Here is a 24080-nt window from a genome sequence, read left to right as displayed (position 1 = left end):
TCGCCCACCCACTTTCAGGGAGCTGTACATGGAAACGAGCAGACGCACCGTACTCACCGCGGCCGCCGCCGGAATCACCGCGGCCGCCGCGGCCACCGCGGGGCCCGCGCACGCGGCCGCGGGGCGGCGCCCCACGAAGGAACTCTTCGGCAAGCTCGCCGACGGCACGAAGGTGCACCGATGGACGCTGGCGAACGGCGGCACGAGGATAAAGGTCCTCTCCTACGGCGGCATCGTCCAGTCCCTCGAACTCCCGGACCGCCACGGGCGGTTCACCAACGTCTCGCTCGGTTACGACAAGCTGGAGAAGTACGTCGCGGGCACCACGTTCTTCGGCGCGCTGATCGGCCGCTACGGCAACCGCATCGCCCGCGGCCGCTTCACCCTGGACGGCAGGACCCACCAGCTCTCCGTCAACGACGGGGAGAACAGCCTGCACGGCGGAGCCAAGGGCTTCGACACGCGAGTGTGGGACGTGGAACCGTTCACCGGCCCGGCCGGCGTCGGCCTCGTCCTACGCCGTGTGAGTGCCGACGGCGAGATGGGCTACCCGGGGACGCTGCGCGTGAAGGTGACGTACACCCTCACCGCGCGCGGCGACTGGCGGCTCGACTACGTGGCCACGACCGACAGGGCGACGGTCGTGAACCTCACCAACCACACGTACTACAACCTGGCGGGCGAGGGCAGCGGCGGCGTCTACGGTCATGAACTGACCCTGGCCGCGAGCCGTTTCACGCCGACCGACGCCGGCCTGATCCCCACGGGCGCGCTCGCGAAGGTGGCGGGCACGGCCTTCGACTTCCGGCGTGCCAAGACCGTCGGCGAGGACATCCGCGTCGCGCACCCCCAGCTGGTGACCGCCAAGGGATACGACCACAACTGGGTCCTGGACAAGGGGCTCACGGACCGCCCCGAGCACTTCGCGACGCTGCGGGACCCCGAGTCCGGCCGCACGATGAGGATCGCGACGACGGAGCCGGGCGTGCAGTTCTACTCCGGCAACTTCCTGGACGGCACCCTGACCGGCCCCTCGGGGCGCACCTACCGCCAGGGTGACGGCCTCTGCCTGGAGACCCAGCACTTCCCGGACTCACCGAACCAGCCGTCGTTCCCCTCGACGGTGCTGCGCCCCGGCGGCACCTACCGGTCGAGCACGGTGCACAGCTTCTCGGCGCGCTGAGCCCGGGGGCGTTCAGAAAACCGACCAGCCCGTCACCGTGGTGAAGTGGTCGAGTGCCGCCACGCCCGCGACGGAGTTGCCGTACGAGTCGAGGCCCGGGCTCCAGACGCACAGGGTGCAGCGGCCCGGGACCACGGCGACGATGCCCCCGCCCACGCCGCTCTTGCCCGGCAGACCGACGCGGTAGGCGAAACTGCCTGCCGCGTCGTACGTGCCGCAGGTGAGCATGACCGCGTTGACCTGCTTCGCCTCGCGCGGGGGCAGCAGGCGCGTGCCGTCGCCGCGCAGCCCGTGCCGGGCCAGGAAGGCTCCCGCGAGGGCAAGGTCGCGGCAGCTCATCCGGATCGCGCACTGCCGGAAGTAGTGTTCAAGGACCGTGGCCACGGGGTTGTCGAGGTTGCCGTAGCTCGCCATGAAGTGCGCGAGGGCGGCGTTGCGGTCGCCGTGCTCGGCCTCGGAGGCCGCCACCACCGGGTCGCAGGCGACGTCGGGGTTGCCGCTCTCCGCGCGCAGGAACTCCAGCATGGTCGTGGTGGCGTCCCCGGTGAGGCTCTGCAACCGGTCCGTGACGACCAGCGCGCCGGCGTTGATGAAGGGGTTGCGGGGGATGCCGTTCTCGTACTCCAGCTGGACGAGCGAGTTGAAGGGGTTGCCCGACGGCTCCGTGCCGACCCGGTCCCAGATCCGCTCGCCGCCCTCCGCGAGGACGAGCGCGAGGCTGAAGGCCTTGGAGATGGACTGGACGGAGAACGGCTCCTGCCAGTCCCCCACCCCGTACACGTCGCCGTTGACGTCGGCGACCGCGATGCCGAAACGCTCGGCGTCCACGTCCGCGAGCGCCGGGATGTACTGGGCCAGCTGGCCGCGGCCCACCAGCGGCCGGGCGAAGGCGGTGACTTCTTCGAGAACGGACTGGTAGTCCACAACCTGAGCTTTCTGCATGTACGACGCGTCCGTTTCATCCTGCCAGACGCCGAAAGCTCCCCGTGGACGCCGCCCCCGCCCTGCCGCCGGTGAGGATCAGGTGAGGCTGACGGGGCCGTCCGCCACCGGGACTCCGAAGTCCGGGGTGCCGTCCGTGCGCCAGCCGAGGCGCTGGACGCGGGTGTGGCGGTTGGGGTCGTTCAGCGGGTCGCCGACGATGTCCCTGTACTGGCGGGCGTGGTAGACGAGGACGTCGGTGCGGCCGTCCTCGGCGACGGTGAAGGAGTTGTGGCCGGGGCCGTACTGCTTGGTCCTGTCGTTGCTGGTGAGGACCGGCCGGGGTGACTTGGTCCAGGACCTCGGGTCCAGCAGGTCGCTGCCCGCCTCGGCGGTGAGCAGCCCCATGCAGTAGTTGGCGTCGGTGGCGCTCGCGGAGTACGTCATGAAGACGCGGCCGTTGCGCTGGAGGAACGAGGCGCCCTCGTTCACCTTGAAGCCGACGCACTCCCAGTCGTACTCCGGCGTGGTGAGCCGTACCTGCGGGCCCGCCAGGGTCCACGGGTTGGCCATCCTGGACAGGAAGACGGCGCTGTTGTGGTCCTCGCCGGGATCCTTCTGCGCCCAGGCGAGGTAGCGCGCTCCTTCGTACGTGAAGGTGGTCGCGTCGAGGGAGAAGGTGTCCCAGGCCGTGGCGATCCGCCCCTTCTCGACCCAGGTCCCCTTGAAGGGGTCGCGGTGGGCGTTCTCCAGGACCCACATGCGTATCTTCCACACGTCGTGCGCGGGCGCCGACGCGAAGTAGATGTACCACTTGCCGCCGATGTGGTGGATCTCCGGTGCCCAGATGTGCGCGGCCATGTCTCCGCTGGTGTGCCGTCGCCAGACGACGGCCTCCTCGGCGGTGGCGATGCCGCGCAGGGTGCGGGAGCGGCGCAGGATGATGCGGTCGTACTCGGGTGCGGTGGCGGTGAAGTAGTAGCGGCCGTCGTGGTGGCGGTGGATGTGGGGGTCGGCGCGGTGGGGGACGAGGGGGTTGGCAGCGGTGCGCGGGGTGGCGGCTCGGGCGCTGCCCTGTGCGGCGGCCAGGGCGCCCGTCGCGGCGGCGCCGACGGCCAGGGAGCCCTTCAGCAGCAGCCTGCGGTCGGGGTGTGCACTGCCGTGGTTCATCGGTCGGCCTTTCCGTGGGTGGTGTTGCCGGACGCTGACGACGTGATCCTCAGGAACGTCACGGAGTGGGCGGGGAAGGTGTACGAGAAGGAGTCGCCGACCCCGGTGAAGACCGAGTCGACGGGCTTCACCGGTGCGTTGTCCTTCGTGTTCTCGGCGGCCGGGTCCGCGGTCAGCGTGGTGACCCGCGCCTTCGGGGCGACCTTCGCGCCCCGGCCGAGGTCGACCAGCGTGCGGGCCGGTGCGGCCTGGGCGTTGACGACCTTCACGATGAGGTCGCCGCTCGCCTTGTCGCGCGTGACGACCTGGCGGAAGGGTTCGGCGGTCCTGTCGTCGGCGAAGGAGCCCCACTTCTCGCCGTCGAGGTAGAGCGTCACCTGTCGGCCCCGCACCTCGACGCGCAGGTCGTAGGCGCGGCCCGCCTCGATCCTGGTGGAGTCCTGGATCACCGTCTGCTTGGCGCCGCCGGTGGTCTTCTCCACGGCGGACCGGGTGTTGTTCCAGCCGCCGAGGTTCCACCAGTAGTGGTTGCCGGTGTCCTTGACGCCGAAGGCGACCATGAAGCCCTCCTTGCCGGACTTCTTGGTGGCCCGCACCTTGAGGTCGTAGTCCTGCCACCCCTTGTCGCCCGCGGTGACGAGGGTGTTCTCGGCGGTCTCGTCGGACTGGACGTACGCTCCGTCCTCGACGGCCCACTCGCCCTTGCCCGCCGCCCTGGACCACTTGGCGTCCCCGGCGGAGAAGTCGTCGGAGAACAGGGGCCTGCCGTCGGCGCCCGTGACCGAGACGTCGTCGTACGCTGCGCTCGTCGCCCAGGTGGAGAGGCCGACGGCACCGGTGATGGGCCCCGAAGTGGCGGGCGTCCCGGTGGACTTGGACGGGACGACCTCGTCGCCGGTGTTGCGCATGAAGAGCTTCTGCGTCTCGTAGTTGGCCGAGCCCCACGACTGGTCGTTGTCGTACCAGATCATGTTCGGCTTCCACTGGACGTAGTCCTCGTTGGCGAGCAGTGGGGCGTACGAGGCGAGCTTCACGACGTCCGCGTTGCGTTCCAGGCCGGTCATGAACGCGGCTTCGGAGAGGGCGTTGCCGAAGGTGTTGCCCTGCGAGGCGTATTCGCCGAGGAAGACCTCGGGGCCGCGCCGGTCGTAGGAGTCGTAGCGGTCGTTGTTCTCCAGGAACCACTGCGGGCTGTTGTAGTAGTGCTCGTCGACCATGGCGACGTTCGCGTCGCGGTTGAGCTGCCAGGCCTTGTCGAAGACCGGACCGCTGTCGTCGGGGCCGGAGTTGGAGATGACGGTGATCTCGGGGTGTTCGGCCTCGATGGCGGCGCGGAACTCCTTGAAACGGGCGAAGAACTCCTCGGGGAGGTTCTCCTCGTTGCCGACTTCGAGGTGGGTGAGTCCGAAGGGCGCGGGGTGGCCCATGCGGGCGCGCTTCTTGCCCCACTCGCTGCTGACCGGGCCGTTGGCGAACTCGATGAGGTCGAGGGTGTCCTGGACGTGCCGCTTGAGGAGGGCCGGGTCGTCCGTGGCTTTGTTCTGGCCGCAGCCGGTCACCAGGGCGGGCACGACGGGCAGCGGCATGGCGCCGGTGTCCTCGGCGAACTGGAAGTACTCGTAGTAGCCGAGGCCGTAACTCTGGTTGTAGCCCCAGAAGTTGGAGTTGGTGGCGCGCTGCTCGACCGGGCCTATGGTGTCCTTCCACTGGTAGGAACGCTGCCGCTGCCAGCCGGACTTCTCGTCGTACGCCTCGTGGCTGCCGGTGTTGACCAGGCAGCCGCCGGGGAAGCGGAGGAATCCGGGCTTCAGCGCCGCGATCTTCTCGGCGAGGTCCTTGCGCAGGCCGTTCTCGCGGCCCTGGTAGGTGTCGCGGGGGAAGAGGGAGATCATGTCGAGCGCGGCGGGGGCCGCCGAGGCGACCGTCAGGCGGCCCGCGGCGGAGGTGCGGGTGGCGGTGAAGGACGCCTTGTACTGGGACCAGCCGCCGCGCGCGGTGATCCGGCGGGCGGCGGCCAGCGGACCTGAGGCGTCGTGCAGCGTCAGGGTGAGCGGTGCGCCGGTGCGGTCGGTGCGCGCCCGGACCGAGAAGTCGTAACGCTTGCCCTTGCGGACGGCGATCCCGGTGTTGTAACCGGAGTTGGTGACGGACGAACCGGCTGCCAGCGTGAGGTAGTTGCGGTTGCGTTCGTTCAGGCGCCCGCCGTCGTTCACGACCTTCGCGGCGCCCTTGGTGTCCCACGAGGTCAGCGGCGTGTAGGAGCGGTTGTCGGCCGGCTCGTACTCGAAGGACCTGTTCTGGACGAGTTCGGCGTAGAGCCCGCCGTCGGCCGCGCGGTTGATGTCCTCGTAGAAGACGCCGTACATCGAGTCGTCGATCTTCGGGCCGGTGCGCGTCGTGTCGACGTCGATCGTGTAGTCGGCCGGCTCGGCCGCCGCGCCGGGTCCCGCGCCGAGCGTGCCGGCCAGCAGGGCCGCGGTGGTGAGAGGTCCGACGGCGAGAGCGAGGCTCCCCCGTCTGTGTGCCATGCGCCTGTATGCCACGCCATCCCCAGATGTTCGAAATACCGGACGTTGGTCAACACTTCGAACGGAAACTTAGGAACTCCGGGATCTCGCGTCAACGCCTGGGACCAACTCCGTCAGACCCTCTGCCAACCTCGCCGTCACCGCCGGCACACGCGGGAGCCCCGGCCGATGTCCCGGCCGGGGCTCCGCGGTGACTTCAGGCAGGCCGTTGTCAGCGGTTGTTCGTGTTCAGGTGGTGGGAGATGCCGTTACCGTGCGAACCGTGGAGGTAGCCGTCGGCGGCGGTGAGCCCCTTGAAACCACCGATGTTGTAGTAGGAGAAGCCACCCCTGTACGGGGCGTCATCGGCGACCGCGGGGGCGGCCGACATGAACCCCACAGCGGTGATGGCGGCGAGGGTGATCGCAATGCGACGCATGTGTCTCCTTGAACAGAGATTCCGGTACAGCGGTACGTGAAGACATTCCTCAAACGCCCGCTGCCCCGCCCCGCTCGACACGACCTCGCCCCACGACGTCACCCGACCGGGCGCCCCTACGACACCCGTTCGGGCGGAGCACCTGAGGTCAGGGCCTCACCGCCCCTTGCAGGTGATGTCCCCCTACTTGTAGGTGATGTCCGACGACGTGAACTTGCAGTAGGTGCCGTCGGGGCCGCTGCCCGTCCGGACCGGCTCGGCGCCCGTGTTGTTGCCCGTGAAGCGCAGACACGTCTTGATCTTCTTGTTGCCGTCGCCGTGGATGCGGATGCTGCGCAGCGCGGCGGTTTCACCGTAGTTGGTGTTGATGCCGACGATCGACGTGCCGGGGGCGGAGATGTCGGTGTCGTTGATGATGACGTCGCGCTGGTACTGCTTGGAGCAGTTGCCGCAGGTCCGCACGAGCTTGCCGAAGTCGGAGACCTGGAACTTGTTGACGACCAGCTTGCCCGCGCCGTTGAACTGGAAGACCTTGTCGTCGGCCTTCCGCGCGCCGCCGCCCTGGACGGCGTACGTCGATCCGGGAGAGGTCCCCTTGAAGGTCGCCGCGTCCTCGCCCACGTCCTCCCACCACACGTTCTGGAGCGTGCAACTGCGTCGTTGCAGTTCGGCCATCCCCTTCGACGTCTGGCTCTTCACCGTACCGACCAAGACGCCGAGGGCCTGCGCGGTGTCCTTCTCGGAGAGGCAGAAGGCGTGCCGCAGGACCACGCGGACCCGCTTGCGGAAGGGCAGCGCGCGCAGCGCGTCCCGCACGTCGACCATGGCCGGTACGTCCGGATCCGCCACGTCCTCGCCGCGGCCCGACCAGAACAGGGTGACGCGACGGCGTTCGCGCACGGCACTGCGGATGCGGCTGCGCGCCATGTTCGCGACGGCCCCGCGGGCGTACGCGGCCGGGTGTACGTGGCGACGGACGGCCGCGCGTCAGGAGCTGGTGAGGATCACGAGCCGCTGGGTCGCCCGGGTCATCGCGACGTAACGGTCGACCGCCCCTTCTACGCCCGCGCCGAACGCCTCCGGGTCGACGAGGACGACCAGGTCGAATTCGAGCCCCTTCGACAGCGCCGGGGTCAGCGACCGGACGCGGGGCCTCGCCCGGAACGCGGGGTCGCCGATGACGCAGGCGATCCCGTCGGGACGCTCGGCGAGCCAGCCGTCGAGGACGGTCTCCAGGTCCGCGGCGGACCCGTGCACGACGGGTACACCGCTGCTGCGGACGGAGGTCGGCACGTTGGCGTCCGGAAGCGCCGCCCGGATGACCGGCTCGGCCTCCGCCATGACCTCTTCGGGCGTGCGGTAGTTGACGCTCAGGGACGTCATGTCGATCTGGTCGAGCCCGATCCGCTCAAGACGCTCCCGCCAGGGCTCCGTGAACCCGTGCCGGGCCTGGGCGCGGTCGCCGACGATGGTGAAGCTGCGGGACGGGCAGCGCAGCAGCAGCATCTGCCACTCGGCGTCGGTCAGTTCCTGTGCCTCGTCCACGATGATGTGCGCGAACGGGCCCGCGAGCAGGTCGGGTTCGGCGGTGGGCAGCGCGCTCTCGTCGATCAATGTGTCCTGGAGATCGCGTCCGTGCAGCATCCCCAGAGCGCCTTCGCTCTCGTCGATCTCCACGTTCTGTAGCAGGCTGTCCATGACGTCGGCCCTGCGTGCCCGCTCGGCGGCGACGGAGGCCTCGTGCCGCCGCTTGCGCACGGAGGCCTCGGGGTCGCCGAGCCGCTGCCGTGCCGCGTCCAGGAGCGGCAGGTCGGACACCGTCCACGCCTGGGCGTCCGCGCGCTGCAACCTGCGTACGTCGTCCGGGCTCAGCCAGGGCGCGCACTTGCGCAGATAGGCGGGAACCGTCCACAGGTCCCCGACGAGGTCGCTCGCCTCGAGCATGGGCCAGGCGCGGTTGAGGGTGCCGATGAAATCCCGGTCCTGGAGCAGGGACTTGCGCAGCAGGTGCGGCGGGGCGTCGCTGTCGTCCTTCTCCATCAGGATCGTGAGCAGCTCCTCGCGGATCTGGTCGCGCGCCTCGTTGTGCGGGGTGCCGGGCTCCACCGCGTCGAACGCCGCCGCCCAGTCGTCGGCGCTCAGCCAGATGTCGGACCAGTGGCTGGAGACCGTCATTCCCTTGGTCGGCGGCTCCTCGTAGATGCCGACGGCGGGCTCGATCGCGCGCACCATCTCGGCGGCCGCCTTCAGCCGGGCCACCTCGGGATCCGCCTCGGTCGCCGCCTCCGCCCCCTCGGCGACGAGATCGCGCAGGACGCAGGTCTGTACGCCCTCCTCACCGAGGCTGGGCAGGACGTCGGCGACATAGGCGAGGTAGGGGCGGCTCGGGCCGACGAAGAGCACGCCGCCGCGGCGGTGGCCAAGGCGGGGGTCGGAGTAGAGGAGGTGGGCGGCGCGGTGCAGGGCGACGACGGTCTTGCCCGTGCCCGGGCCGCCGTCGACGACGAGGGCGCCGCGGGAGCCGGCCCGGATGATGGCGTCCTGGTCGGCCTGGATGGTGGCGAGCACATCGCGCATCCGGTCCGACCGGGTGCCGCCCAGGCTGGCGACGAACGCGGACTGGTCGTCGAGCGCCGCATGCCCTTCGAGGCCGTCGGCGGTGAACACCTCGTCCCAGTAGTCGTTGATCCGGCCACGGGTCCAGCGGTATCTGCGGCGGCTCGCCAATCCCAGGGGGCTGGCGTGGGTCGCCGCGAAGAACGGCTCGGCCGCGGGAGAACGCCAGTCGATCAGCAGCCGGCGACCGGTGCTGTCGGTGAGGCCGAGGCGGCCGATGTACACGGGCTCGGCACTGCCCGCGGGGACGATGCGCCCCAGGCACAGGTCGAGGCCGAAGCGGCGCAGCGTGCGCAGCCGCGCGGTCAGCCGGTGGATCTCCGCGTCCCGGTCCATCGCCTCGCGGCCGACGCCGCCGGGCGCCTTACGCTCGGCCTCGAGGCGGTCGGACAGTTCGGCGATCGACTGCTCCAGACACTCCGCGATGGCCGCGAAATGCCGCTCGTCACCGGCGATCAGCGCCGGGTCGGCCTTCGCGGAAAGAGCCTCGGGGAGGTCGAACGCGCTGATGGTCAGGGAGTTCGTGGAATGCATGGCATCGCTCCGATCTACGTTCGTTTCCGCGAGGTCCGTGGGCGCGCCGCGCTCCCCATCAACCGACACAAGCGAGTGCACTGAGTGGGACTCCCATTTCCGCAGGTCCTGGCTTCGGTCCGCGAATCTTGCCCCACGACCGGGGCCTTGCGGCAAGCCCCCCGGTGCGCTATATGTTGAGAGTGGCAAGGGGAGGCGGCTGACTGACGCCTGCCCCCACTCTTTCGGACCCCGGCGAGAGGAACACCTCCGCCGACTCGTCGGCGCCGTCGGCGACCCGTCGGTGCCGTCGCACAGGCCGTCACGACGGCCCGGCCGATCTCGCCCGCTCCTACGCTAACGCGCGCCGGCCACCAGCCATGTCGACGGCAGTTCTATGCGAGCGCCTTCCGGGGTGAACTCCGTCGTGAGGAGCGGGAGTTCACCGCGCGCCAGGATGGCGAGTCCCGCCGAGGCGAGATACCGGGGCACGGCCTCGTCGTCCACCTCCGCGGGCGCGATGCCGTGTGCGAAGACCGGGGCGAGCTTCGGCGGCGGGCCCGCGGGGCCCCGCGCGAGGCCCATCAGGACGGGCTTGGCGGCCTCACCCAGTTCGACGAGGAAGGCCCTGCCGCGCTCCCCGATCAGCGTCGCGACGCTGTCGGCCAGGGCCTGGCGGTCGTCGGGCTCGCACTGGTGGAGCACGCCGCGCATATAGACGTTCACATCGCCCAGCTCCGCGTGCAGTTGCTCCGCCTCGCTCTTCTCCGCGGCGTCGAACTGCCGGAACTCCGCCTGGTCGGCGGGGTCCGCGAGCCGGGCGTGCACCAGGGCCGCGGCGGACAGATCGAGACCGAGGACGTGCGGGAAGCGGTCGGCGAGGAAGCGGGTCTGGGTGCCGTTGCCGCAGCCCAGGTCCACGACGGGCAGGTCGGACGCGGCCAAGTGCGGCTCGAACAGAGCGAGATGAGGTCCGACGGTGAGGGCGGGCTCGGCGTCCCAGAACACCTCCCCCTGCCCCTTGGGCGCCTCCCGCCAGAAGGACTCCCAGGCCTCCCTGTACCGACTCGTGACGCTCATGCCCAGCTCCCCAGGATGCGACGAAGGCCGCCGAAGCCGACGACAAGATCGGTCTACCGCGCCCCGCCCCAAAGAACTACCTTCTGGGCAGGGCCAGTTCGAACCAGACCGTCTTCCCCGAGTTCGTACGGCTCGTGCCCCACTCCTTGGCGAGCGTGCTGACGACCCGCAGGCCGCGCCCGAACTCGTCGCCGGGGCCCGCACTGAGCAGCGTGGGCAGCGCGTGGTCGTCGTCCTCCACCTCGCACAGCAGCGCCCCGGCGTGGACCAGGCGCAGGTCGACACGGGTGCTGCGGGAGTGGCGTACGACATTGGTGACCAGCTCGCTGACGAGCAGCTCGGCGGTGTCGCCGAGCGCGTCGAGGGACCAGGCCCGCAGCTGCTCGCGGACCAGTTCGCGGGCCCTGCCCACCTCGCTCGGGTCGACGGCGAGCCGCCAGTGCGCCACGTTCTCGGCCGCGATGCCGTTCAGCCGGGCCATCAGGAGCGCCACGTCGTCCTTGCGGCCGCCGCTGCCCGCGTCGGCGAACGTCGCGGCGAGGGCCCGGATGATCGTGTCGCAGGCCTCGTCCATGGAGGCGGCGGGGTGCGCGGCGGACTCGGTGAGCGTGGCGAGGCCGACTCCGATGTCCTCGCCGCGGACCTCGACGAGGCCGTCGGTGCACATCAGCAGCCGGTCGCCGGGCGCCACGCGGACCCGGACCGACTCGAAGGGCACGCCGCCGACGCCGATGGGCGCTCCGGTGGGCAGGTCGAGCAGCTCGCTGCGCCCGTCCTCGGCGCGGACCAGGACGGGCGGGATGTGGCCCGCGTTGGCGAGGTGCAGCTCGCCCGCGATCGGGTCGTAGACCGCGTACAGACACGTCGCCAGATAGTGCTCGCCGAGGCGCTGCGCGAGGTCGTCGAGGTTGCGCAGAAGCTGTTCGGGCGGCAGGTCGAGGGCGGCCATGGTCTGCACCGCCGTACGCATCTGGCCCATCATCGCCGCGGAGTTGAGGCCGTGGCCCATCACGTCGCCGACGACCAGCGCGGTGCGGGAGCCGGGCAGCTTGACGGAGTCGAACCAGTCACCGCCGACCCGCCCGAGCAGCGTGCCCGGCAGATAGCGTGTCGCGATGTCGCAGCCGGACATGCGGGGCTGGATGTGCGGCAGCATGCTGTCCTGGAGGGTGTCGGCGACGCTCTCCTGGTAGGTGTACATGCGGGCGTTGTCGAGCACGAGGCCCGCGCGGGCGGCCAGTTCGGCGCCGGTGACGCGGTCCATGTCGTTGAAGACGGGCCGCTCCCGGTGGCGGAGCAGGATCATGAAGCCGAGGACCACATTGCGGGCCTTGAGCGGTACGACGAGCATCGACCGGTGGTTGATCAGCGGGCGGATGTCGCGCTTCTCGAACTGCGAGGCGATGGCGTTGCCCATCTCCTCGGTGATGCGGGGGACGAGCACCGGGTCGCCGGAGGTCATGCACTGGAAGAACGGCGTGTGCGCGGGGAAGGGCATCGATTCGCCGACCGGCACGACGTCGTCCCAGCGGCCCGGCTCGTCGGTGTGCTCCACGGCGACCCGGTGCCACAGCGTGGTCTCGTCCGGCGGCCCCTCGGGGAACCCCTCGCCCGCGACGACCTGCTCGCGCAGGTACGTGCCCGCGACGTCCGTGAACCGCGGCACCACAGCCCTGCTGACCTCCACGATCGTGTGCGACAGATCGAGCGAGGAGCCGATGCGCCCGCTCACTTCGTTGAGGAACTCCAGGCGCTCGCGCACCGCCGCGTACTCCAGGTCCTCGCCCTCGTCGTCCGCACCGGCGGCGTAGGCGGATGCCGGGAGGCCGTGGGCGGCCGCCCGCTCGGCGCGCTCCCTGCGGGCCTTGCGCTCGGCGCGGCGGGCCACGCCCCAGTCCGGGGTGACGGGCACCCGGTCGTGCTGGCTGAACTCCAGGACCGGATAGCCCAGTTCGAGGATCTGGGCGACGATGCGGGAACTTTCGCCCACGCTCATGCTCGGCAGGATCTCGGGCAGCCTGCTCGCCAGCTCGTCCGCGCCGGGAAAGTCCGTGTGCAGGGCGAACCCGGGAGCGATCCGCTCGACCTGCTCGCCGCGTGCGCTCCCGCGGCCGGACGCGGCCAGCCGGGCGGCGTCGGCGGCGAGCACGAGCAGCCGCTCCGGGCCCGGCCCGATCAGCGGATACGCCCACCAGAGCACGTCGGCCCGGGTGCCTCCGGGCTCCGGCTCGGTCAGCCGCGCCCGGCCAGCGGCGGGGTAGGAGATGCGCCGGTCGAGGGAGGTCTCCAGGTCGGGTCCGAGGCAGTCGTAGGCACCGTAGGGTTCATGGTTCTCGGGGATCGCGCCGTGGACCGGGAGCAGATCGCCCACGGGGCGGCCGACGGCCTCCTCCTTCGCGTACCCGAAGAGGCGGCGCGCTCCGACGCTCCAGTGCGAGACGAGCCCCGCGCCGTCGACGACGACCACGGCCAGGGGAATGCGTCCGGCCACGGCACTGTGCGCCACCGGCCCGTCCGGAGTGCCTCGCACCATGGCTCATGCTCCTTCCCGCGGCGGCGCAAGATCTGAACCGCCACCAACCACCGTACGGCTGGCGCGGGTTGCCGTGCGGGGCAATGCGGGAATTGCCCGCGGCCGACAACCCCCGGCGCACGCCCCCCTGAGCCGCCCCGTGGGCCCCCTCGGCCGTCCTCGCCGGGTACGTCAGTCCTCGTGTCCCAGCTGGAGGTCCCGCTCGGTGCGGCCGCCGCCCGCGACCTGGAGGACCGTGGCGACCGGCGGGTAGCCCGCCGCGATGACCGTGTACTCGCCGGACGACAGGTCGACGAAGCGGAAGGTGCCGTCCGCTCCGGTGGTCAGGGTGTCGACGACATTGCCCGCGGCGTCGAGCAGCGTCACGCGCGCGTCCTCGACGGCCCGCCCCCCGCCCGCGCGCACGGTGCCGCGCAGCACCGCGCCGCCCGCCAGCTCCACGTCCTGGCGCGTCTCGCGCGATGCCTGCACGGTGACGGGCAGCGCGGCGGGGCGGAACGCGGGGGCGCTCGCCGCCAGGGTGTACTCGCCTGCCACCAGCTCCGTCATGACGTAACCGCCCTCGCGGCCGGTGCGGGTGGTGGCGACGACCTCGCCGCGGACGTCGGTGAGGGTGACGGCGGCGTCCCTGACGGGCGTTCCGTCGGCGGTCAGCACGTTTCCGGCGAGGCGGCCCGCGCCGCCGAGGACCACGTCCAGCTCGACGGGCCGCTCGCCGACGGTGACGGTGACCGCCTGCGGCTGGTGCCCCCCGGCGGCCGCGATCAGCACGAACGATCCCGACCCCGGCGTCGACAGGGCGTAGCGCCCGTCCTCCCCGCTCGCGCCGCGCCCGATCTGCTGTCCGGCCACGTCGATGAGGGTGAGGGCCGCGCGGGGCACCGCGGTGCCGTCGGGGTGCTGCACGGTGCCGCAGACCGGGACCCCGGCCGCGTACGTCGTCGTACGGGCACGCGGGACGGGCGCGGGCTCGGCGGCGGGTGCGTTGTGGGAAGCGGTGCTGGACAACAGGGGGGTCTCCTTGAGGAAGAAGGCGAGCAGCATGCCGAGGACGAGCACCGGCACCAGGTAGAGGAAGATCCGCGGCATCGCGTCGGCGTAGGCCTGGATGTAGCCCTCGCGCAGCGGTGCGGGCAGCGCGTGGACGAGCTGCGGGGTCAGGGACTCGGGGTCGGGCAGGTCCTTGTCCGACCCGGCGGGCAGCCGGTCCCTGAGGGCGTCGGCGAGGCGGTCGGCGAAGAGGGTGCCGAAGACCGCGGCTCCGACGCTGCCGCCGATCTGCCGGAAGTAGTTGTGCGCGCTGGTGGCGGTGCCGAGGTCGGCGGGGCGGACCGCGTTCTGCACGGCGAGGATCAGGACGGGCATGACCAGGCCGATGCCCGCGCCGAGCACCGCCATCCAGATGCCGTACTCCAGGCGCGAGGTGCCGGTTTCGAGCCGGGAGAGCAGCCACATGCCGATGACGGACAGGGCGCCGCCGAGCACGGGGTAGATCTTGTAGCGCCCGGTGTGGCTGATGAGCTGCCCGGAGATGATCGACGCGCCGACGACGCCGCCCATCATCGGCACCATCAGGAGACCGGATTCGGTGGCGCTCGCGCCGTCGACCATCTGGAGGAAGGTCGGCAGATAGCCGGCCGCTCCGAAGAGGGCGATTCCGACGGCCATGCCCACGAGAGAGGTGAGCACGAAGACCGGGTCGCGGAAGAGCCGCAGCGGGATGATCGGTTCTGCGGCGAACTTCTCGACGACCAGGAAGAGCACGCTCGTGACCACGGCGCCGCCGCCGAGCCCGAGGACGACGCGGTCGTCCCACGCGTACTCGGTCCCGCCCCAACTGGTCAGCAGCACCAGGCAGGTGGTGGCGGCGGCGAGCAGCAGCGCGCCGAGCACGTCGAGCCGGGCCCTGGCTGTGCGCTTGGGCAGCTTGAGCGCGAGGGTGACGACGAGCAGCGTGACCAGGCCGAAGGGCACGTTGAAGTAGAAGCACCAGCGCCAGGAGGCGTGGTCGGTGAAGAAGCCGCCGAGCAGGGGGCCGGCGACCGACGCGAGGCCGAACGCGGCGCCGATGAGGCCCAGGTAGCGGCCGCGGCGCCGGGGCGGCACGATGTCCGCGATGATCGCCTGTACGCCGGTCATGAGGCCGCCCGCGCCGACGCCCTGGAGGGCGCGGAAGGCGATCAGCTCGTCCATGGTCCGCGACCACCCGGCGAGGGCGGAGCCGATCACGAAGACGACGATCGCGAACTGGAAGACGCCCTTGCGCCCGAAGAGGTCACCGAGCTTGCCGTAGACGGGCAGTCCGATGGTGCAGGTGAGCAGATAGGCGGTGATCGCCCAGGACATCCTGTCCAGGCCGTGCAGCTCTCCGACGATCTTGGGGAGCGCGGTGGCGACGATCATCTGCTCCAGGGCGGCGAGCAGCAGGGCGAGCACGAGCCCGAAGAAGACCATGCGTACGCGGCCGGGGCTCAGCCCCCCTGCGGTCGCCTCGGGGGCAGGGGGCGGTGGCTGCTGCCCCGCCCCCTGCCCGCCGAAGGCCGTGGCGGCCGCCTCGTCACCCTGTCCGCCGGCCTTCGCCAGCGTCGTCCCACCCACGTACCGCTCCCCTCGTCGCGCCTGCGCCGCCAGCTTTCTCGCATTGCGCGACAACTGGGAGCAAGCGCGACGAGTCGCCTTTTTTCCGGGCCTCACGGACGTAAGCGCCGGTCGGAGCCCTACGGCGTACAACGGAACCGAGCGGAGAACCACTCGAAACGGTGAGCGGGGAAAACAGCCCCGAGGGGTGCCCGAGGGGTGCCCGAGGGGTGCTACTTCTTCTCGACCTCGGCGGCGAGGTTGCCGAGGACGGTGTCGTAGATCCGCCCGAGCCCCTTGGGCGCGAAGGTCCGCTCGAAGAAGCCGCCGATGCCGCCCGCGCCGTTCCACACGCTGGTGACGACGACGCGGGACCTGCCCTCGCCGGCCGGGGTGACGGTCCAGGTGGTGACCATGGACGAGTTGCGGTCCTTCTCGACCAGCTCGCCGTCGGTGGGCTCGCTGACCTCAAGGAGGCAGTCGCGGATGCGCTTGCTGGTGGCCTGGAGCTTCCAGTGGACCAGCGTGCCCTCGCCGTCGCCGCCCTCGCGTACCTCGTACTCGCTGAAGTGCTCCGAAAGGAGCTTTCCGCGCGTGCCGTTGTAGTCGGCCAGTGCGTCGAAGACATCGTCCGGCTGTGCCGCGATGATCCGCTCCGTGGTCGCCTCGACCTGCGCCATTGCACTTCCTCCAGCACTTGGTTTCTCGGGGAGTTCAGGGAGAGCCAACCACCCGGCGCACCGGCCTCCCAAATCGGGGTCGCGGGCGGGGCCCGCTCAGCCCGGCAGGGGGGCGGTGGCGCTGAACCGGGCGGTCGTCCCGTCGTGGTTCCCGCGGCGCAGTCCGGCCTTCTCCAGGACGCGGACGGAGGCCGGGTTGGCGAGTTCGACCTCGGCGTACACGGTGGTGACGTCCGGCGAGGTCAGGGCGTGCGCCACGAGGGCCCGGGCGGCCTCCGGGGCGTACCCGCGACCGCGGCGGGAGGGAACGACGCCGTAGCCGATCTCCAGGTCGCCCTCGCTCGGCGGCCAGAACAGGCTGAGGGAACCGACGACGAGGCCGCTCTCGCGTTCGATGATCAGGCGGTGGCCGTGCGCGCCGGGGTCACCCGAGGCACCGGGTTCTCCCGAGGCGCCGGAGCCTTCGGCGATCTGCTCGGCGATGACGCCCGCCATGACGCGGTCGCCGTCGGCCGGGAAGTCCGGCGCCCAGCGCGACGAGCGGCGGCCGGCGAGGACGTCGGCGATCTCCGCCGAGGTCCAGGCCCTCAACAGAAGGCGCTCGGTGGTCAGTTCGGCGGTGAGGGAAAAAGTGGACACGCGACACTCCAGGTCGTTGGGCGGGACGACCGGGCCGCTCTCGATGAGCCCTGCTTCTTCAGGCTCGCGCGACTCGGACGAGGACATGCCGATGAAGCACCTGGCGGGCCATATTCATCGACCTCCCTCGTCTCGGTGGTGTCACGCGGATCACCTTGTCACGCGGATCACCGTGTCACGCGGGTCGCGCTTGACGGGACGCTATCAAACGAGGCTCGGCAGAATCCGGCTCGCACGATCAAGGGAACATGTGTTCTATTCTGTGGTCAGTGCTACCGAGGAGGCGTCATGCGCTGGGAGAACCTCTCCGACGGGCCGCGTCAGGGCACCGCTGATGCCGCGCTGTTCGGCGCGGACGCGGTGACGACACGGACCTTCGACACCCCGGAGTTCGCGGGGATCACCTTCCACGAGATCCGGGCCCGCTCGATCGTGAACCGCGTGCCGGGCGCGTCCCGCATGCCGTTCGAATGGACGGTGAACCCGTACCGGGGCTGCACGCACGCGTGCGTCTACTGTTTCGCGCGCAAGACCCACAGCTATCTGGACCTGGACACCGGCATCGGGTTCGACAGCCAGATCGTCGTCAAGGTCAACGCCGCCGAACTGCTGCGGCGCCAGCTCGCCTCGCCCCGCTGGCACGGCGACCACATCGCCATGGGCACGAACGTCGACTGCTACCAGCGCGCGGAAGGCCGCTACCGCCTCATGCCGGGGATCATCGAGGCGCTGCGCGACCGCGGCAACCCCTTCTCGATCCTGACCAAGGGCACGCTGATCCTGCGCGACCTCGATCTGCTGCGGCAGGCGGCCGCGGTGACCGACGTCGGCATCTCCGTCTCCGTCGGCTTCACGGACGCCGAGCTGTGGCGCACGATCGAGCCCGGCACACCCGCTCCCGAACGGCGTCTGGACGTCGTACGCACCCTGACCGACCACGGCATCGGCTGCGGCGTCCTGATGGCGCCCGTCATCCCCTTCCTGGGCGACCACCCCGATCAGCTGCGCGCCACGGTGCGGGCCGTCGCCGCGTCCGGCGCGACCTCCGTCACGCCCCTCGTGCTGCATCTGCGGCCCGGGGCGCGCGAGTGGTTCATGACGTGGGTGAAGCGGCACCACCCCCATCTGGTGCGGCGGTACGAGCGGCTGTACGCGGAAGGGGCCTACGCCCCGAAGTGGTACCAGCGGCGCGTCACCCGGCATGTGCACGAGCTGGCCGAGGAGTTCGGCATCGGCCCCACGCGCGCGGGCGGCGCCCGGCGGATCCGCGGGCCCGAGCAGCCCGAGCCGGAGCCCGCGGCCGGACCCACTCAGCTCACCCTTCTGTAAGGCCCCCTCGCGCGGGCGGCCCGTGCTCCTTTCAGGCTATTCAGCGGTGGAACTCCCGCTTCGCGCCGGGGTTTCCGGGACGATGCGCCAGAGGTCGTGGCGTGCACGGCCCCGGACCCTCCGCCCTGGGGAGCCTGATGAAGAACCGCGCCATCGCCCTCTGCTCGCTCGCCGCGCTCACGGGGCTGGTCACCTCGGTGCCGCCCGCGGCGGGCGCCTCGCCCCTCCCGGACACGGCGCGCTCCGCGCGGGCCCCGCTCGCGTGGAGGGCGTGTGCCACGAAGGCGCTCCCTTCGCTGCAATGCGCCTCGCTGAAGGTCCCCCTCGACCACTACGACCCGGGCGGCAGCCAGGTCACGCTCGCCCTGTCGCGCGTCCCGCACACCGCGCGGGCGTTCCAGGGACCGCTCCTGGTGAACCCGGGCGGCCCCGGCGGCAGCGGTCTGGCCATGGCCGGGACCGTCGCGAAGTCGCTGCCGAAGGAGGTGGCCGCGCAGTACGACGTCATCGGGTTCGACCCGCGCGGCGTCGGCAGGAGCGAGCCCACGCTCAACTGCCGCCCCGGCCACTTCGAGCCGGTCCGGCCCGACAGCCTCCCGGACACGCCCGAGACCGAGCGGGCCAACCTCGACCGGGCGCGGGCCTTCGCGCGGGGATGCGCCTCCAAGCACGCGGATGTCCTGCCGTTCATCGACACGGTGAGCACGGTCAAGGACATGGACGCCATCCGCGCGGCCCTCGGCGCGGACCGGCTCAACTTCTTCGGCTACTCGTACGGCACCTACCTGGGCGCCGTCTACGGAAAGCTCTATCCGTACCGCGTGCGCCGCATGGCGCTCGACTCCCTGGTCGACCCGTCCGGCGTCTGGTACGAGGCCAATCTTCGGCAGGACTATGCCTTCGACGCCCGTCACAAGGCCCTCATGGCCTGGATCGCCCGGCACGACGCGGCGTACGGACTCGGCAAGGACCCCGCGAAGGTCGAGGCCCGGTGGTACGCGATGCGGGCGGCGCTGGCCGAAAAGCCGGCGGGCAGGAAGGTGGGCGCCGCCGAGCTGGAGGACACCTTCATCCCGGGCGCGTACTTCAACGGCCTCTGGCCCCACCTGGCCGAGGTGTTCGCGGCGTACGTGAACGACAAGGACACCGGCCCGCTCCTCAGGGCGTACGAGCACTTCGGCGCGAGCGACGCGGCGGACGAGAACGGCTACAGCGTCTACACCGCCGTGCAGTGCAGGGACGCGCTGTGGCCGCGCGACTGGCAGACGTGGCGCGAGGACAACACGCGCGTGCACGCGAAGGCGCCCTTCTCCACCTGGAACAACGCCTGGTACAACGCCCCGTGCGCGTTCTGGCCGACGCACCACCTGAGCCCGCCGGACGTCTCCAACTCCGCGCTCCCGCCCGTGCTGCTGTTCCAGGCGACCGACGACCCGGCCACTCCGTACGAGGGTGCGGTCGGCCTGCACCGCAAGCTGCGCGGCTCCCGCCTGGTCGTCGAGGAGGGCGGCGGCAACCACGGCGTCACACTCAGCGGAAACGCCTGCGCGGACCGGCACTTGGCGGCGTATCTGGCGACCGGCGAGGTGCCGGGGGGCGGCGAGGTGCCCGGGAGCAGCGGCGCGGCCGACGCGGTGTGCGAGGCGCAGGCGGACCCGAAGCCGTCGCGTGCCGGGGGCGGCTCCCCGGGGCCCGGGCGTGGGGCGTTGTCAGTGCCGTGGTCCACCATGAGGGCATGAGCCGACTGACCCACATCAGCGCCCCCGAGGGCGTCGCCCCCGCCGCCGCGTACACCCATGTCGTCATGGGTTCGGGCCGTTTCATAGCGGTGTCCGGCCAGCTGGCCCTGGACGAGGAGGGCATGCTGGTCGGCGAGGGTGACGCGGCGGCGCAGGCCCACCAGGTCTTCGAGAACCTGCGCCGCTGCCTCGCCGCGGCGGGCGCCACCCTCGAGGACGTCATCAAGCTGACGTACTTCGTGACGGACATGGCGCACATGCCGGCCGTCCGCGCCGCGCGGGAAGCCTTCCTGGACGCCGAGCGGCTCCCCGCCTCCTCGGCCGTACAGGTCGCCTCTCTCGTCGCCCCCGAGTTCCTGATGGAGATAGAGGCGTTCGCGGTGGTGGCCGAGTAGGAGGAGCCCTCACTCCGGCAGCCGCGCCAGCGCCGCCGAGGCCGCCGCCGCGAGCCGGGGGTGGCCTCGTGCCTCGGTCAGGACCGGGCGGGCCCGCCCGTCGCCCAGCGCCCCGAGTCCCTCCACACAGGCGAGCGCGATCTTGCCGTAGGGATCGTGCGGCGCGAGTCTGCGCCGCAGCGTGGTGATCAGCGCGGGCGCCGACTCCGGGGCGCGCAGTTCCGTCAGCAGCCGCACGGGATACAGGGCGTAGGCGACGCGGAGTTCGTTCGTCGCCAAGGCGGCCGCGGCGCGCGCCGTGCGCGGGTCGCCGAGCCGGGCCAGGGCGTGGGCCGCGGCGGCGCAGCGCGGCGGGTCCCGGTGGTTGAGGAGGAGGACGAGCGACTCGAAGGCCCTGCGGTCACCGGCCACGCCGAGCCGCACCGCCGCCAACTCCCGCGCCCACAACGGCTGCCCGGGAGAGACGAGCACCTCGGCCAGCTCGTCGATGTCCCCGGTCGCGACCAGCCTCTCGTACTCCGCCGAGGCCCCCGCCTCGCCGCGTAAACGCTCCGTCACCGTCCGCAACTCCGCATCCATGAGCGCGAGCCTAAGCCTTACGGGACGGTCGCGATGTAGATCACAGGGATCGGGGATCGCCCCGGGCTGGCGCGCTCGTTACTCGGCGGTTAATCTCATGTGAGCGGGGCACACTCCCCGTGAGCACCTCCTCACGACGGCCTGGTGACGCAGCCGTCGTGGGTGCAAGTCGGTTCGGTATCTCTTGTACGACATGGCTCCGGGACAGAGCCGGTCGGCCTCACCGGGCGTGGACGTTCGCGCCGCCCGGCCACGACACCCTCCCTTCCCGCACGCCCCGCGACAGCTCCTGTGTCCGCGTGCGCCCCTCAGTCGTCACTCTCTTCCTGGAGTCCACGCATGGACACTCCCTTGAACACGGTCGCCGTCATCGGTCTGGGCACCATGGGCGCCGGAATCGCCGAGGTTCTGGCCCGCGCGGGCCGCGAGGTCATCGGCATCGACATCAGCCAGGCGGCGGCCACCCAGGCGGTCACGGCCCTGGAGACCTCCACCGCCCGTGCCGTGCGCCGCGAGCGCCTCACCGAGGAGGAGCGGCGCGACGTCCTCGCCCGCTTCCGCACCTTCACGGACCTGCGGGCGGCCGCCGACGCCGACCTGGTGATCGAGGTCGCCCCGGAGTCGTACGAGGTCAAGCAGCAGATCATCCGCGAACTCGACGGCGTGGTGCGCCCCGAGACGATCATCGCGACCGGCACCAACGCGCTGTCCGTGACCCGTCTCGCCGCCGAGTCGGCGTGCCCCGAGCGGGTGCTCGGGCTGCACTTCTTCAATCCGGCGCCCGCGATGAAGCTCGTCGAGGTCGTCTCGTCCGTGCTCACCTCGCCCGCCGCCGTCGCCTCGGTCACGCAGCTCGCGCACGCGCTGGGCAAGGAGCCCGTCGCGGTCGGCGACCGGCCCGGTTTCGTCGCCGACGGGCTGCTCTTCGGCTACCTCAACCAGGCCGCCGCGATGTACGAGGCGAAGTACGCCTCCCGCGAGGACATCGACGCCGCGATGAAGCTGGGCTGCGGTCTGCCGATGGGTCCGCTCGCGCTGCTCGACCTGATCGGCGTGGACACCGCGCGCACGGTCCTCGACGCCATGTACGCCGAGTCGCACGACCGGCTGCACGCGCCGGCGCCCATCCTCAAGCAGCTCAGCGAGGCGGGCCTGACCGGACGCAAGTCGGGCCGCGGCTTCTACACGTACGCCGAGCCGGGTGGCGCCGAGGTGGTGCCCGACGCGCTGACCCCGGTGGCGGACGGGCGGCGCGCCCAGGGACGCGCCGTCCGGTCCGTCGGTGTCGCGGGCTCGGGGACGATGGCGTCCGGCATCGCGGAGGTCTTCGCCAAGGCCGGTTACGACGTGGTGCTCGCCGCGCGCACCGACGAGAAGGCACAGACCGCCAAGGCCCGTATCGGCAAGTCCCTCTCGCGCTCCGTCGACAAGGGCAGGATGACGGCCACGGCCGCCGCCGAGACCCTGGAGCGGATCACTCCGGCCGACTCCTACGAGGCGTTCGCCGAGGTCGACCTGGCCCTGGAGGCCATCGCCGAGGACCTGGAGATCAAGCAGCAGCTGTTCGCGACGCTCGACAAGGTCTGCAAGCCGGGCGCGATCCTCGCGACCACGACCTCCTCGCTGCCGGTGGTGGCCTGCGCCCGCGCCACCACGCGCCCGCGCGACGTGATCGGCATGCACTTCTTCAACCCGGCACCGGCGATGAAGCTCGTCGAGGTGGTCCGCACCGTGCTGACCGCGGACGACGTGCACGCCACGGTCCGCGAGGTCTGCGCGACCATCCGCAAGCACCCGGTGGACTGCGGCGACCGCGCGGGGTTCATCGTGAACGCGCTGCTGTTCCCCTACCTCAACAACGCGATCAAGATGGTCCAGGAGCACTACGCCACGCTCGACGACATCGACGCCGCGATGAAGCTCGGCGGCGGTTACCCCATGGGCCCCTTCGAGCTCCTGGACGTCGTCGGCCTGGACGTCTCGCTGGCCATCGAGAAGGTCCTGCACCGCGAGTTCCGCGACCCGGGCCTGGCCCCGGCACCGCTGCTCGAACACCTGGTGGCCGCGGGCTGCCTCGGCCGCAAGACGGGCCGTGGCTTCCGCGAATATGCCCGGCGCTGAGCCGGCCGAGGGGCACCGGGGGGCGCGGGCGGACTGGGGCGGGCTGCTCGGGCCCCCGGGCGGCCCCGTCCCTCCGGAGCACCGCGCCGCGCATATGCAGTACGTTCGTGGCATGTCCAAGGCCGCCAAGTCCTCACGTACGCCCGCTACGCCCGACGCTCCGGAGAGCGCGGCGGGCAGCCGGGCCGCCGCCCAACGGCTCAAGATGCGCAGGGAGCTGGCGGCCGCGGCCATGGAGCTGTTCGCGACCAAGGGGTACGAGGCGACGACGGTCGACGAGATCGCCGCCGCCGCGGGCGTCGCCCGCCGGACCTTCTTCCGGCACTTCCGCTCCAAGGAAGAGGCGATCTTCCCGGACCACGACGACACCCTGATCCGGGCGGAAGCGGTGCTGAACGCCGCTCCCCCGCACGAGCACCCGCTGGACACGGTGTGCCGCGGCATCAAGGAAGTCATGAAGATGTACGCGGCCTCGCCCGCGGTCTCCGTGGAGCGCTACCGCCTCACCCGCGAGGTGCCCACGCTCCGCGAGCGCGAGATCGCCTCGGTGGCCCGTTACGAACGGCTCTTCACCCGCTATCTCCTGGGCCACTTCGACGAGCACGCGCACCACGACGGCAACGACGACCCGCTGCTCGCCGAGGTCGCCGCGTCCGCGGTGGTCACGGCCCACAACCACGTACTGCGGCGCTGGCTGCGGGCGGGCGGCCAGGGCGACGTGGAGACCCATCTGGACCACGCGTTCGCGATCGTGCGGCGCACGTTCGGCACGGGCATCGGCGCGGGGCGCGACACGCTGCCCGCGGCGGCGCCCGCGACGGTGTCCGCGCAGGGTGAGGTCCTGGTCACGGTGGCGCGCACGGACGCGCCTCTGGACGAGGTCATGCGGACCATCGAGAAGGCGCTCAGGGAGCGGGCTTCTTAACCCGTTTCACCCATTTCGTCCTTGGCTTTTGAGGGGGCGCTACCGGTCGGTAGCGCCCCCTCCGTCATGGCTCCACCCCCTCTGACCTGCACTGATCGATCATCGGTCAAAAAATACTGGCACCCAGTGTCTTG

General features: G+C 71.3%; 18 protein-coding genes. 6 read left to right on the top strand and 12 right to left on the bottom strand.

Annotated features, from left to right (window positions below; all coding sequences use genetic code 11):
* Nucleotides 1–28 precede the first annotated feature (28 nt).
* On the top strand, nt 29–1183 hold the full coding sequence (locus tag CP975_RS30000; protein WP_055530631.1) for an aldose epimerase family protein: 1155 nt from the start codon (nt 29–31) through the stop codon (nt 1181–1183).
* A 12-nt stretch (nt 1184–1195) separates the two neighbouring features.
* Here the strand turns inward: CP975_RS30000 and CP975_RS29995 are convergent, their stop codons facing one another.
* From CP975_RS29995 to CP975_RS29945, 11 genes are all read right to left on the bottom strand, one after another.
* Entirely contained in the window at nt 1196–2107 is a 912-nt protein-coding gene (locus CP975_RS29995) for a glutaminase (protein WP_055530633.1), read from the bottom strand.
* Nucleotides 2108–2203: 96 nt separating this feature from the next.
* Nucleotides 2204–3274 carry a glycoside hydrolase family 43 protein gene (locus CP975_RS29990; RefSeq protein WP_150477562.1) on the bottom strand — a complete coding sequence of 357 codons (1071 nt, stop codon included), beginning with the start codon at nt 3272–3274 and terminating at the stop codon, nt 2204–2206.
* Nucleotides 3271–5802 carry an alpha-L-arabinofuranosidase C-terminal domain-containing protein gene (locus CP975_RS29985; protein WP_055529983.1) on the bottom strand — a complete coding sequence of 844 codons (2532 nt, stop codon included), beginning with the start codon at nt 5800–5802 and terminating at the stop codon, nt 3271–3273. The genes CP975_RS29990 and CP975_RS29985 overlap by 4 nt, the downstream gene beginning before the upstream one ends.
* Before the next feature lie 211 nt (nt 5803–6013).
* Entirely contained in the window at nt 6014–6220 is a 207-nt protein-coding gene (locus tag CP975_RS29980) for a hypothetical protein (protein WP_055529980.1), read from the bottom strand.
* A 183-nt stretch (nt 6221–6403) separates the two neighbouring features.
* Nucleotides 6404–7147 (bottom strand): pectate lyase, encoded by a 744-nt coding sequence (locus CP975_RS35450; RefSeq protein WP_150477561.1) that lies wholly within the window; start codon nt 7145–7147, stop codon nt 6404–6406.
* 60 nt (nt 7148–7207) lie between these two features.
* A complete protein-coding gene (gene helR / locus CP975_RS29970; RefSeq protein WP_055529978.1) occupies nt 7208–9370 on the bottom strand; it encodes an RNA polymerase recycling motor ATPase HelR in 2163 nt (720 codons plus the stop codon).
* Nucleotides 9371–9706: 336 nt separating this feature from the next.
* Nucleotides 9707–10429, bottom strand: a complete 723-nt coding sequence (locus tag CP975_RS29965) for a class I SAM-dependent methyltransferase (RefSeq protein WP_055529976.1) — start codon at nt 10427–10429, stop codon at nt 9707–9709.
* Nucleotides 10430–10505: 76 nt separating this feature from the next.
* Nucleotides 10506–12962: a SpoIIE family protein phosphatase gene (locus tag CP975_RS29960; protein WP_055529973.1), complete on the bottom strand. Its 2457-nt coding sequence runs from the start codon at nt 12960–12962 to the stop codon at nt 10506–10508.
* Between the two features lie 171 nt (nt 12963–13133).
* Nucleotides 13134–15560 (bottom strand): MFS transporter, encoded by a 2427-nt coding sequence (locus CP975_RS29955; RefSeq protein WP_425474291.1) that lies wholly within the window; start codon nt 15558–15560, stop codon nt 13134–13136.
* A gap of 212 nt (nt 15561–15772) precedes the next feature.
* On the bottom strand, nt 15773–16219 hold the full coding sequence (locus tag CP975_RS29950) for an SRPBCC family protein (protein ID WP_030778442.1): 447 nt from the start codon (nt 16217–16219) through the stop codon (nt 15773–15775).
* A 96-nt stretch (nt 16220–16315) separates the two neighbouring features.
* The gene (locus tag CP975_RS29945; protein WP_055535755.1) at nt 16316–16858 is read right to left on the bottom strand and encodes a GNAT family N-acetyltransferase; all 543 of its coding nucleotides are present in this window, start codon (nt 16856–16858) and stop codon (nt 16316–16318) included.
* 288 nt (nt 16859–17146) lie between these two features.
* On the opposite strand from CP975_RS29945, the gene CP975_RS29940 reads away from it, so the two are divergent.
* From CP975_RS29940 to CP975_RS29930, 3 genes are all read left to right on the top strand, one after another.
* Entirely contained in the window at nt 17147–18187 is a 1041-nt protein-coding gene (locus CP975_RS29940; protein WP_055535732.1) for an Rv2578c family radical SAM protein, read from the top strand.
* 137 nt (nt 18188–18324) lie between these two features.
* The gene (locus tag CP975_RS29935) at nt 18325–19926 is read left to right on the top strand and encodes an alpha/beta hydrolase (RefSeq protein WP_055535734.1); all 1602 of its coding nucleotides are present in this window, start codon (nt 18325–18327) and stop codon (nt 19924–19926) included.
* Entirely contained in the window at nt 19923–20321 is a 399-nt protein-coding gene (locus tag CP975_RS29930) for a RidA family protein (protein ID WP_055535736.1), read from the top strand. The genes CP975_RS29935 and CP975_RS29930 overlap by 4 nt, the downstream gene beginning before the upstream one ends.
* A gap of 9 nt (nt 20322–20330) precedes the next feature.
* Here the strand turns inward: CP975_RS29930 and CP975_RS29925 are convergent, their stop codons facing one another.
* Nucleotides 20331–20900 (bottom strand): adenylosuccinate lyase, encoded by a 570-nt coding sequence (locus CP975_RS29925; RefSeq protein ID WP_055535738.1) that lies wholly within the window; start codon nt 20898–20900, stop codon nt 20331–20333.
* A gap of 339 nt (nt 20901–21239) precedes the next feature.
* Here CP975_RS29925 and CP975_RS29920 point away from each other — a divergent pair, with 339 nt between their 5' ends.
* Both CP975_RS29920 and CP975_RS29915 read left to right on the top strand, forming a co-directional pair.
* Nucleotides 21240–23021: a 3-hydroxyacyl-CoA dehydrogenase family protein gene (locus tag CP975_RS29920; RefSeq protein WP_055535740.1), complete on the top strand. Its 1782-nt coding sequence runs from the start codon at nt 21240–21242 to the stop codon at nt 23019–23021.
* A gap of 112 nt (nt 23022–23133) precedes the next feature.
* A complete protein-coding gene (locus CP975_RS29915) occupies nt 23134–23946 on the top strand; it encodes a TetR family transcriptional regulator (RefSeq protein WP_055535742.1) in 813 nt (270 codons plus the stop codon).
* Nucleotides 23947–24080: the final 134 nt, after the last annotated feature.

The sequence above is a fragment of the Streptomyces alboniger genome (assembly GCF_008704395.1).
Lineage (GTDB): Bacteria > Actinomycetota > Actinomycetes > Streptomycetales > Streptomycetaceae > Streptomyces > Streptomyces alboniger.
The sequence above is the reverse complement of the archived record's forward strand: the minus strand, read 5'-3'. Positions and strand labels throughout refer to the sequence as shown.

What these genes read in the sequence shown, in the direction of transcription:
- CP975_RS30000 (WP_055530631.1), top strand. Translation starts at nt 29, where the DNA reads ATGGAAACGAGCAGACGCACCGTACTCACCGCGGCCGCCGCCGGAATC.
- CP975_RS29990 (WP_150477562.1), bottom strand. Translation starts at nt 3,274, where the DNA reads ATGAACCACGGCAGTGCACACCCCGACCGCAGGCTGCTGCTGAAGGGC.
- CP975_RS29985 (WP_055529983.1), bottom strand. Translation starts at nt 5,802, where the DNA reads ATGGCACACAGACGGGGGAGCCTCGCTCTCGCCGTCGGACCTCTCACC.
- CP975_RS29980 (WP_055529980.1), bottom strand. Translation starts at nt 6,220, where the DNA reads ATGCGTCGCATTGCGATCACCCTCGCCGCCATCACCGCTGTGGGGTTC.
- CP975_RS35450 (WP_150477561.1), bottom strand. Translation starts at nt 7,147, where the DNA reads ATGGCGCGCAGCCGCATCCGCAGTGCCGTGCGCGAACGCCGTCGCGTC.
- helR (WP_055529978.1), bottom strand. Translation starts at nt 9,370, where the DNA reads ATGCATTCCACGAACTCCCTGACCATCAGCGCGTTCGACCTCCCCGAG.
- CP975_RS29965 (WP_055529976.1), bottom strand. Translation starts at nt 10,429, where the DNA reads ATGAGCGTCACGAGTCGGTACAGGGAGGCCTGGGAGTCCTTCTGGCGG.
- CP975_RS29960 (WP_055529973.1), bottom strand. Translation starts at nt 12,962, where the DNA reads ATGGTGCGAGGCACTCCGGACGGGCCGGTGGCGCACAGTGCCGTGGCC.
- CP975_RS29950 (WP_030778442.1), bottom strand. Translation starts at nt 16,219, where the DNA reads ATGGCGCAGGTCGAGGCGACCACGGAGCGGATCATCGCGGCACAGCCG.
- CP975_RS29940 (WP_055535732.1), top strand. Translation starts at nt 17,147, where the DNA reads ATGCGCTGGGAGAACCTCTCCGACGGGCCGCGTCAGGGCACCGCTGAT.
- CP975_RS29935 (WP_055535734.1), top strand. Translation starts at nt 18,325, where the DNA reads ATGAAGAACCGCGCCATCGCCCTCTGCTCGCTCGCCGCGCTCACGGGG.
- CP975_RS29930 (WP_055535736.1), top strand. Translation starts at nt 19,923, where the DNA reads ATGAGCCGACTGACCCACATCAGCGCCCCCGAGGGCGTCGCCCCCGCC.
- CP975_RS29925 (WP_055535738.1), bottom strand. Translation starts at nt 20,900, where the DNA reads ATGGATGCGGAGTTGCGGACGGTGACGGAGCGTTTACGCGGCGAGGCG.
- CP975_RS29920 (WP_055535740.1), top strand. Translation starts at nt 21,240, where the DNA reads ATGGACACTCCCTTGAACACGGTCGCCGTCATCGGTCTGGGCACCATG.
- CP975_RS29915 (WP_055535742.1), top strand. Translation starts at nt 23,134, where the DNA reads ATGTCCAAGGCCGCCAAGTCCTCACGTACGCCCGCTACGCCCGACGCT.